The sequence below is a fragment of the Bartonella saheliensis genome (genome assembly GCF_902162175.1).
The window spans coordinates 1-7,727 of sequence record NZ_LR607247.1; the positions used below are offsets into that span (position 1 = coordinate 1).

9 protein-coding genes are annotated in these 7,727 nt (G+C 38.6%); 1 reads left to right on the forward strand and 8 read right to left on the reverse strand.

Annotation, left to right across the window (positions count from 1 at the left end):
* Together FS875_RS08855 and FS875_RS08860 are read right to left on the reverse strand one after the other, a co-directional pair.
* Positions 1-1,061 (reverse strand): PBSX family phage terminase large subunit (locus FS875_RS08855; RefSeq protein WP_144755792.1); only part of this gene is annotated, 1,061 nt, incomplete at its 3' end.
* Positions 1,042-1,374, reverse strand: a complete 333-nt coding sequence (locus tag FS875_RS08860) for a hypothetical protein (RefSeq protein WP_144755795.1) — start codon at positions 1,372-1,374, stop codon at positions 1,042-1,044. The genes FS875_RS08860 and FS875_RS08855, both read right to left, overlap by 20 nt.
* A gap of 202 nt (positions 1,375-1,576) precedes the next feature.
* Between FS875_RS08860 and FS875_RS08865 the strand changes: the two genes are divergently transcribed.
* Positions 1,577-2,101 carry a hypothetical protein gene (locus FS875_RS08865; RefSeq protein ID WP_144755797.1) on the forward strand — a complete coding sequence of 175 codons (525 nt, stop codon included), beginning with the start codon at positions 1,577-1,579 and terminating at the stop codon, positions 2,099-2,101.
* 148 nt (positions 2,102-2,249) lie between these two features.
* On the opposite strand, the gene FS875_RS08870 is transcribed toward FS875_RS08865, so the two are convergent.
* From FS875_RS08870 to FS875_RS08895, 6 genes are all read right to left on the reverse strand, one after another.
* The gene (locus tag FS875_RS08870) at positions 2,250-2,774 is read right to left on the reverse strand and encodes a hypothetical protein (RefSeq protein WP_144755800.1); all 525 of its coding nucleotides are present in this window, start codon (positions 2,772-2,774) and stop codon (positions 2,250-2,252) included.
* A 9-nt stretch (positions 2,775-2,783) separates the two neighbouring features.
* On the reverse strand, positions 2,784-3,218 hold the full coding sequence (gene ssb, locus FS875_RS08875) for a single-stranded DNA-binding protein (RefSeq protein WP_144755803.1): 435 nt from the start codon (positions 3,216-3,218) through the stop codon (positions 2,784-2,786).
* 91 nt (positions 3,219-3,309) lie between these two features.
* On the reverse strand, positions 3,310-4,776 hold the full coding sequence (locus FS875_RS08880; RefSeq protein WP_144755806.1) for a replicative DNA helicase: 1,467 nt from the start codon (positions 4,774-4,776) through the stop codon (positions 3,310-3,312).
* Positions 4,777-5,479: 703 nt separating this feature from the next.
* Positions 5,480-6,181 (reverse strand): hypothetical protein, encoded by a 702-nt coding sequence (locus FS875_RS08885; RefSeq protein WP_144755809.1) that lies wholly within the window; start codon positions 6,179-6,181, stop codon positions 5,480-5,482.
* Between the two features lie 81 nt (positions 6,182-6,262).
* Positions 6,263-7,093 carry a hypothetical protein gene (locus tag FS875_RS08890; protein ID WP_144755811.1) on the reverse strand — a complete coding sequence of 277 codons (831 nt, stop codon included), beginning with the start codon at positions 7,091-7,093 and terminating at the stop codon, positions 6,263-6,265.
* A 293-nt stretch (positions 7,094-7,386) separates the two neighbouring features.
* The coding region (locus FS875_RS08895; RefSeq protein ID WP_144755814.1) for a hypothetical protein at positions 7,387-7,727 on the reverse strand (341 nt) is incomplete at its 5' end.

Genomic DNA, 7,727 nt, shown 5'->3' on the forward strand with positions numbered 1-7,727 from the left:
ATTTTGACTGCACCAGCCCCTTGATTGGGGATCACTTGCGTCTCAAAACCCGCATCATTTAAGGCACTCTCAAAACTCACATTGTGCACACGGTCTCTTGTCGCGCCATCATGGGGGAGAACCATCAGTGCCTTCTCATAACCATTGTCACGTAACCAACCGATATGCTCTGATAATGGCTGTCCTTGTGCCTCGTAATAATCTAACACTCTGATCTCTCTGCCCACAAATTGCGCTATCCAAATAGCCGTTGCATCTGCCTTAGCCCCCGTTCCCCCAATATCCCAAAAGGCACGTATCTGCATTAAAGGGTCACGTGCAACGCGCCCTATCCGCCCCTCTTGCTCAGCTGCCAACATCTCTTTCTGATAGTAAGCGCCCTGAACCGCTGTTAAATAAGCCCCCTCCCATATATGCTTATAGGTCTCGGGACGATTTCTAAGATCATCAAGACGCGCTTCATTCAAGATCTTTGGAAACTTCGGATTGTCTGACCAATTGATCTCAACACGCTTAATGGCTTCATTGTCTGAAAAGCGAAAGCGCTTCTCAACGGGGGCATTATCTCGCAATGGGTTCCATGTCACCCATAACTCTGCTCTCCAACCCTCGCCTTCTTCACGCAATGTCGGTATAAGCGTCTGCCAAGCTGTCTCTGTGACCGGTTCTGCCTCATCGACCCAACAGAGCAATATCCGCCCCATGGATTTGATACTCGCAATATTCCTATCCAGACCACAAAACTGAAAACCTATACGCCCATCATTCGACTTAATTGAAGCTTCCCCAACTTTGTAATAGTCCTGTAAAAAGTCATGGGCTTCAATGGCGCGTTTTATCTCCTCCAAAGAACTATCAGCTAGCGAGTTTTGAAACTGACGTGCACAAAGAATAGTCCCTGATATACCTCCCATGCCAAATTGATAGCCCTTTAAAGCCGCCATCAAAGCAAAGGATCTTGTCTTTCCTGATCCCCGTCCTCCCCAAGCAGCACGCACCGCCGCCTTACCCGTAAAAATCGGTATAAGCTTTGGTACAATCTTAATCTGTCTTGTCGTCATTCATTAAAGGCGCTATTTCCACGCGCCCTATCATCTTAATGGCTCCCCCGTCCTCTCCTGTCACTTGTAAGGGCAAGATCTTGCCAAGCAAGGCTAAATAAGCAGCTGGGCATTTAATCGCTTGCTTTTCTAGATAAGAGATCAGCCCTTCCTTGCCATACTTACTGCCTGCCAATTCAGCTGCTTTAATAATCGCCTCTTTAAGAAGACGTGTATTCTTATTGGGGACTCCTTTGACCCGCCCTTGACCAGCATTAGGAGGCATAGGCTTTTTGGTCGCTTGAAAAACCTGTTCTGTATTTTCTGATGTCATAAATTCCTCCCTCCAGATAACAAAAAACCCCGCATTTGCGGGGCTTTAAACTGTATCCAACCCTCATTTAGATACAATACGACTAGTGCCGTGATTGTCATTAAATACGATTTGCATCACTTTGTCAACACAAAAATAACACATATTGATAATTTTAAAGGGAATCGGTTAGGTAGTTAAGATGTAAATTAAGGTAGAAACAATGTTAATAAAAAAATCTTTATTTAGAAGCATCTTAATTATCACATTTCTAATATTATGTCCTATCCCCACTCAAATGGGATATACAAATCCGAAAGAAATATTTTCTTCGAAAGAAATTAGCGAACGAGAGAAACTATTCCGCATTTTTCTTGTAAATGGAAATTACTGGTGGTCAGACAGATTTTACAACATCTTATGGATAGAAAAAATATTTTTCTCGGAACAAAATTGGCGATTATCGAGGCAGTCCTATGAACAACGTGTTCGTATAATAAAAAAATGGCAGGATATAGTTATAAAACGAGATCAGGTATTTAAAACTTTGTGTACCCTTATAGAATTTGAAATAAATACAATGAGGCGTGTGAATGATGCAAAACAATCTAATGAGCATGCACATATATCAAACCTCATGCAACACTTATACAACTACAGAGAAAAGATAAATGAAAATAAGAAAAAACTTGAAAAACTAAATCATGAAATTGATCTGTTATATAGAGTTATTATAGAGTTTCCATAACTTTGATCTATAATTATTATGAAAAATACTTCTGAAGCGCATTAAGAGCAACATGCAATGATCTATAAAAAGCGAAAGAGGCAGCAAGCCACCTCTTCGCACCTGACCCCTTTTACAAGGGAGCGGTCACTGTTTTGTTACAGAGCCGTTATTTCCAATATTTATAAAGCGCATTAAGAGCAACCTTTAGTGAACTTACAAGATGCGGTAATTCTTGATCTTCTATAACGAGGTACTGTAGCGCGGCATAAAGATTGTACTGTCTATAGAGACATTGCGCTCCTTTTATTACCTCTTGCATGGATTGATAATGACGGGTTGCTTTTTCAATCCACTGTTCAAGACTATTAGGGTCTGAGTTTGTAGAAACGTCATCATAAATAGCATTAGGCAAGCCTTTTGCACAAAGGTAGTTATTTCGTATCTGTAGATACTGTTGTGCGGTGTCATATTGCTCTTGAGTGAGTTGCCCTTGCAAACAAAGCCGCCCTATATAAGTACCGACAAGTGGATTTTTCGCATCTTGTAAGCTTAAACAGAAGCGCTTTGCACGTATTTCTATAGCCAATTTATCAATGGCTTCACGCGGTGCTTTTGCACGTGATATACGACCATTGGCTTCTCTTATCTGCCCTGTGATTTTAGGGCGTCCCCTCTTTTTATTTTTTTTCACAGATAACCTCTAAAAAGGAACGCTATCATTTGGTACTGTAGACATATCAAGAGGCCTGTGAATGCTTCTGTCATAAGGAGACTGCTCTTGAGTATCATCATTTTTGCCATCTAAAAGCTTTAAGTCGCCTTTGTACTTAGGTAAGATTATTTCTGTTACATACCGTTCCACGCCGTTTTTATCTTGCCATTTACGGGTTTGTAACTGCCCCTCGATATAAACTTTGCTGCCTTTATGAAGATACTGAAGTGCTATTTTTGCAAGATGTGGATTAAACACCACAATGGAATGCCACTCTGTTTTGTCTACTTTTTGATTGGTTGCCTTATCTGTATAGCTCTCAGAGGTTGCCATGCGAAAATTGACCACCTCGCCACCAGATGACATTGTTTTGCTTTCAGGATTTGCCCCTAAATGACCAATTAAAATCACTTTATTTAACATGTTTATAATCCCATTATTGATACAAAAAATTATAACATAATTCTGCTTTTTTACAATGTTTTCAGTTGTTTAATAACATATATTCAATGATTTACATGAAGCTTAAATCACTAAATCTTGTGAAATCGGAATGAAAAGCAAGAGGAATAGTTCCTGTGGGACCATGGCGTTGTTTTGCTATAAGAACTTCTGCTTTACCGGATGCTTTATCCATTGCCTCTTGCCATTTGACATGTTCAAGAGTACCTAATTTGGGTTCTTCATTTTTCAGATAATATTCCTCGCGATAAACAAACAACACAATATCGGCATCTTGCTCTATAGAACCAGATTCACGTAAATCGGAAAGTTGTGGACGTTTATCTGTTCGATTTTCAACTTGTCGTGAAAGTTGTGAAAGAGCAATGATGGGAATATGGAGTTCCTTTGCAAGCGCTTTAAGACCCATGGTAATCGCTGTAATTTCTTGAACACGATTTTCTGATGAGCGTTTTGCACCACTTGTCATTAATTGGATATAATCAATAATCAAGACGTCTAGACCATATTGCCTCTTAAGACGTCTTGCACGCGCTGCCAATTGCGTAATTGATATACCACCAGTTGGATCAATATAAAGCGGTAATTTTTGTAAATGATGTCTAGAATGCATGATTTTTGCAAATTGCTCTTCAGAGATATTGCCACGACGCATATCAGAAGATGAAATCCCTGTTTGTTCAGAAATAATACGGGTTGCAAGCTGTTCTGTAGACATTTCAAGTGAGAAAAAACCAACAATGCCTCCTTCATTGGCTTGGCTGTCATCATGACGCTTGCAAGCATTGGCAATATTAAAGGCAATATTGGTAGCCAGTGACGTTTTCCCCATAGCAGGGCGCCCTGCAAGGATAATCAAATCAGATGCTTGTAGTCCTCCCATTTTTGCATCAAGCGTTGTAATATGAGTAGCTATTCCTGATAATTTTGAAGAGCGCTTTTTCGCAGCACTTGCCATGTTAATTGCTTTTGTAAGAGCTGTATCAAATTGTTCAAAGCCACCCCCATATTTGCCCTTTTCTGCCAATTCAAATAACTGATGTTCAATCGTTTCAATTTGTTGTGCTGGTGTAAATTCTAGTGGTGCCTCAAAAGCTATATTAGTCACTTGCGTACCAAGATTAATTAAAGAGCGTCTAATGAAAAGATCATAAATAACCCGCCCGTAATCTTTAGTATTAATGATTGTTACTGCCTCTTTTGCTAAACGAATAACGTAATTATAGACAGCAACATTACCTCTCTTTTCTTCTATTGGCAGCAAGTGCTTAATGGTAATGGGATTGGCAACTTTTCCTTTTTGTACAACCTGTGAGATGATATCGAAAAGCTTTTGATGCAACGGTTCGAAAAAGTGTTCTGCTTTTAAAAAATCAGAAACTCTATCAAGAGCATCATTATTGATAAGAAGCGCACCAAGCAAAGCTTTCTCGGCTTCAATATTATGCGGGAGTTGACGAAAAGAAGATTGCTCTTCTATTTGCATCTCATTGGAATAAGCAGTGCTTGTAATGGTCATAATGTTATTAAATCAATTTCAAAAAATATCATTATAACCTACTGAATCCACAATGTGAATCCTGTTTTATATCTTGCGTTTTTATACGATTTGTGTAGTATAGAGATATTCGTCCACTCTTGGATAATGGAATAACAGAAGCGTACATAAAAAGCCGTGTCTTTAAAGGATGCGGTTTTTTATTGTCTATTGTTTGATAAAAGCATTCAAAAGCAAGGTTATGATAAGATCACATTAAAAAAACCTTGCCACCTAAAAAAGATGACAAGGTTCTCAACTTCTTAAATCGGATTTATACTAGCATGATTTGTTTTTTAATTGCAAATAGAATTAAAATAAATTTGTTTTTATACACAATATGTAGTATTTTATTTGAGACCAGTATGTATTGCAAAATAACAAGATAAAAGCCGTGTCAAAATCAATTGGCACGGCTTTTTATGATACTTAAGAAAAACACTATAAATTCTAGAGAACGATTAAAAAACAACGCTATAATAACGTTGCGAATTAAGCATAGCATGATTTGTTTTATGCTTCAATCTGATAAAAACGCCATTGCGTTTATACACAAAATATGTAATTCACTAATTTTTTCGTAATGAATTGTCCTTGTTAATAATGGTTTTGATAAAAAAGAAGCCGTGTTCATTAATTTTGACGCGGCTTTTTTCTGTCTAAAACCAGCCCCCCGCCCCCTTATTTATGCTGCTTTATTTTCACTAATCTTTACAACGTGATCGTTTTCATAAATTTCACAATCTTCTGGAATCCCATATGCATAGTAAATGTTTTGTTCAACATATGAATAACCATCTCTTTTTAATCTTGCATTGCCATGTACCAAACCTCTAATGGTGTGATAACCAGTCACTTTTGCATTCCCATAAACAGAGCCGTAGACCTTAACATACCCACCCACGCTAGCATTCCCATAAACTTTGCCATAAATTTTTGAAGAGCTACTTACAACAGCATGATCATAAATCTCAGCCGTGCTATAAATGCGTGCACACCCCGATAATTTTGCATTCCCATAAACTCGTGCATATTGATAAATCCAAACCTTATCAGAAAGATGCGCATTATCATAAATATGAGCTCCAAAATACACGCGGATTTTACCACATATATGAGCATTGCCATAAACAAACCCACCAATAACAGCATTGCCACAGACCTTTGCATTTTCATAAACACGACCAGAGCTTACAACACAAGCATCATCATATACCCAGCAATTACCTTGGTGAGAAAGGTTGTATTCACTTTCAATAAAACCACCAATGTCGCCTTTTTTGACATCACCAAAATCTCTTAAAGCTCTAATGCGGTATAAAGTAATCCCTTTAACGTGACTTTCATTTATAAGTTCATACTTTTTAGATACAGTTGTATTGGTCATAGGTAACTCCCTAATCTAATATTCGTTAAATTTTTAAATGAGATTTTTAAAGGAGGCGCCCCCGCCGCGCCGCTGCTTTTTTTACGCTGCTTTATTTATATCCTGATCAACACCACAGACATCTTCAGAAAATTTCTTATTTTCTTTAAGCACAGCATTGCCATAAATCGTTGTAAATTGGCAAATTTGTGCCTTGCCACTCACATGAGCATTATCGTGAATTTTTGCACAGGGACCAACACGTGCCGAGCCAGAAACCTTGGCATTGTCATAAATACTGCTACCATCATAAACTATAGCTTTATCAAAAACATGAGCATTTCCATAAGCTTTTGACCACGCAGCAAGGCGTGATTTCCCATAGACATGGGCATCATTAAACACAAGCCCACTCACATACGCATTTTCATAAACACGGGCATTATCGTAAATAAGGGCCCCCTCTGTAATAACGGCATTATCACTCACAACGGCATTGCCAAAAACATAGCCTCCAATTTTTGCATTGCCATTAATGACTGCATTGTCATAAACATGTGCCTTATCACTCAAAACCCATGCCTTATCACTAATCACGGCATTACCGTAAACCCTGGCCCAATTCACAACACAGGCATTATTGCGTATTTTTGCATTTTCGGAAACGATTGCTTGAATAACCATAGCATCATCATATACCCAGCAGTCGCCATCATGAGAGAGATTGCTTTCATTTTCGATAAAACCACCGAGATCCCCAGCCTTTACATCAGAAAAGTCTTTTAAAGCTTTAATGCGGTGTAAAGTCACACCGTTAACAACGCAGTTTTCACCCGTAAATTCGTATTTTTTTGCAGGCTCTTGTTTATTAATAAGGGCAGTTTCATTTGAAATAGAAGAAATAACGGGGGTGTTTTTAACTGTAGCATTCATGCTTGTAATCCTTACGAAATTAGAGTTTTGAAATTGACACCCATAAGGGCGCCGGGCGTTCAAAACACGGTCGTAAGTCCGTCGCTATACCTTCCCCTCGAAAGGGTCTTGTATAGTATAGCTACACCCGACATAAATCATCATACGCTATTTAAAGCATAAAAGACAGTCAGTATTTTAAGAATGGGAGAAACCTTATCGTGGTCTATCCGCTTACGATTAAGTGTTTTGAGCACTTGCCAACCCTTCTAAACGAACCCGCCTTTAATGTCAATACGTATTTTTTATTTTTTTCACTTTTTTTCATTTTGGTTCCTACCTAATTGAATATCAAGCGCTTTTTCTAGCTCTCTGTCCATCTCATCACAAGACAATGGATACCCTCTCTCAAAATCATTCGTTATCTCACAAATCAACTGGTCATCCTTGGTGCGTTTTTTGATTTTCTCATTCACTTCACGTATCAACGGTTCGCAATTCAATACGCTGCTTGGCAAATCACCACCATATATCCACGCTTTCACTTGTGCCTTGGTACTGTAATCAACTTCAGCAGGCATTTCGTTATATTGTCCACCACCGAATTCCTCATATTCCCTCGTACCGTCTCCATATTCGTAAAGGTTATAAAAAT